Genomic DNA, 2,594 nt, shown 5'->3' on the forward strand with positions numbered 1-2,594 from the left:
CTACGTAAGTAGGCAGCAATCTCACATGATTGTTGTCTACTTTTTTTGTTGTACAAAAAATTAAAATAAGAAAGAGGGATACAAATGGGTTTTGAAAGATTACACGCCTACACAACATTTGACACAGAAACAGATTTACGAGAGACAGTCAGTACATACCTTGCTGATCCAAGCCTAAATACTTCGGCACGTCTGGTGCTTGAATATATCACAGCATGCTCTATCCGTTACACCGGAGCATGTACTATTTTCAGGGAAACAATTGCCGATAAAATTAATATGAGCGTCATGACGGTTGCCCGTGCCTTAAGTACATTACGTGAGTTAAAAATGATTGATATAATTCCTTCTTATCGCCGTAGTATCAACGGGGGACGAGGTGCATCTATTTATCAAATTTTACCCCTTGAAAGACAACATGACATACAAGATGAAACACAAGCCCCCCCAGAAAAAGAGCCCATGAAGCCTTTATTACCAGCGCTTTTCCAAAGTTCGAATTCCTTTGTATCTTTGTTCTTTATCTCTTCTCCTAAGCCCTTAAAAGCTTTTAAACAGTTATCAGGGTTCACAGACAAATTAATTCATGAGGTATGGCTGGAATCAACAGGCAGTGACTCCATTAGCAAAACGCTTTTCCAAAAAGTCGTAGTGGAAGTCAAAGAGAAAGAAAAACACACCCGTATTGTCAATCCAAAGGCATACCTTCGTGCTGCTGTCGCGAATGCTATGCGCCATAAGGCTCTTCAAAACCCGGAATCTAGTGTATCTCAAGAACAATATTTGTTGAAAGAGCGCATGGAACAGCGCTTAATTGCTGCTCAAAAGAGACATGCTGCGGAATTAAGAAAAAGAGAACAAGAACAGAGACGTGTAGATATTTCTTTAGACGATCTACCGTTTTGATTGCATTTGAAGGGATAATTCCGTATGTTTTTGGGGCAGCGTAGACAGTCGAGCAGACAGAGGTTTGCGTAGCAATACCGTTGACTGGGAGACTGGGAACAACTGGAGCAAAGCGGAAGGCGTTAGTTCTTCTAATCTGTATTTTTATGTTTTAACCTGGACTTAACCTGGTTTATTTGTTGCCCGCTTCGCTTTGTTGGAAATAAGGAACATTATTAACCAAAACCTTGTGAAATCGCTATCCTTAATTTAAGCATCACAAAACGAAAAGTAGGGATATTAGTTATAAAAATAACTAATAAAAGACCGTTTTTTCGCGTTTACGAACGAAATCGCTACGTTTACGACTAAATCGGTTTTTTAAGACTTTTTTGTGATACGCTGGAAGTAGAGAAAGAAAACGTATTCAGGAGTTTAAGGAGGTTATCCCATGAAGAAAACAGATAATCGTAAATCAAAATTTTGGTTTGCTTAAATGCAATTTTGACAAACAAAAAACTGTAATCACATTCCAACTATGATCACAGTCTTTGGCGCCTATCGTATGAAAAGGCGTCTTTTATTTGTCCATATTTAATGTTTGCTCCCAGTCAATTAATAAATCATCGTAGATAGCGTTTAGACGCATGGTTTTTAGACATTCAAATACAAAATTTGCGTCTTCCATAGCTTTTTCCTTATGCCCTTTTAAATACATAATTTCAGCTTTTCTGTATTGAGCAACCAATCGATGGAGAATAAAAGGACCAGCAATTGTAATGGCTTCATCAGCGTATTTTTCAGCTTCTACAATTCGATTATGGTGTCTGTAAAAGGTAAGCACATTGAGTAAAAAGCTTACTCGTAACTTTGGATTTGCATTTAGGTCATCGTATCTAGCAATGTAATCTGCTATTCTAACAATATTAGTTGCAGCGGAATCAAATTCAAAGACATAAAATATGTGACTCATGAGATAAACATCGAAACTAAGCCAGTCATTTTGAGGCTCAATTCTATTCCACACATCTTGAACAATTGACCTTGGGGCAACAAAGTCTTGTGTTTCTTGAAAGCAAATCATTCCCCTAACAGTAGCTTGTAAGTCTTTCATCTGGACATCTTGATGCTTTTTTAAATATTTAGTTATTTTTCTATCTAGTGTGCCGAAAGCGTCAGCTTCTAGGGAGTTAGTTAAGTTTTTAAAATCAGAAATGAGTTATGCACGTTCATCTAGGTTATAATTATTTTGGAGATATAGTACTTCTTCGTAAGATACATCTAAGGAGCTAATCATACTTAAGATCACATCGTGGGATGGATTTCTTTTCCCAGCCTCCACTTTTTGAATGGTAGACAGGGATACTATTGGCGTGACCAAATCTTCTTGTCTTAACCCTTTTATTTCCCTAATTCTTCTTAGTACTTTTCCGATATGTTGCAAATTAGTCCCTCCCTTTAACAAATTAAATGTGAATAAATTTTGGTCAGGCTACAAAAAAAGTAGACGTACAATAGTACGGGTATTAAAATGTAGCGTTTACAATCGTTATAATGATATTAGGAGGTGAAAAATATGAGTTTAATTCTTGCTATTCAAACACTTAGCATCATCTGGGTTGGTTAAAAACAAATTAGCCTATCTGTAGTAGGTAATAGGCTAATCCGCTAATAAGAATCTAAAAAATCTATTTGAATCAGTATTCAGT

The 2,594-nt window shown here is 36.6% G+C and carries 3 protein-coding genes; 1 reads left to right on the plus strand and 2 read right to left on the minus strand.

Annotated features, from left to right (window positions below; all coding sequences use genetic code 11):
* Window positions 1-84: 84 nt before the first annotated feature.
* Window positions 85-906: a hypothetical protein gene (locus DUK53_RS16785; protein WP_124893181.1), complete on the plus strand. Its 822-nt coding sequence runs from the start codon at window positions 85-87 to the stop codon at window positions 904-906.
* Between the two features lie 559 nt (window positions 907-1,465).
* Here the strand turns inward: DUK53_RS16785 and DUK53_RS16790 are convergent.
* Both DUK53_RS16790 and DUK53_RS16795 read right to left on the minus strand, forming a co-directional pair.
* Window positions 1,466-1,999, minus strand: coding sequence for a hypothetical protein (locus DUK53_RS16790; protein ID WP_124893183.1), 534 nt, complete (start codon window positions 1,997-1,999; stop codon window positions 1,466-1,468).
* A 105-nt stretch (window positions 2,000-2,104) separates the two neighbouring features.
* On the minus strand, window positions 2,105-2,329 hold the full coding sequence (locus DUK53_RS16795; protein WP_161564262.1) for a helix-turn-helix domain-containing protein: 225 nt from the start codon (window positions 2,327-2,329) through the stop codon (window positions 2,105-2,107).
* Between the last annotated feature and the right edge of the window lie 265 nt (window positions 2,330-2,594).

The sequence above is a fragment of the Listeria sp. SHR_NRA_18 genome, assembly GCF_003856515.1.
Taxonomy (GTDB): Bacteria; Bacillota; Bacilli; order Lactobacillales; family Listeriaceae; genus Listeria_A; species Listeria_A newyorkensis.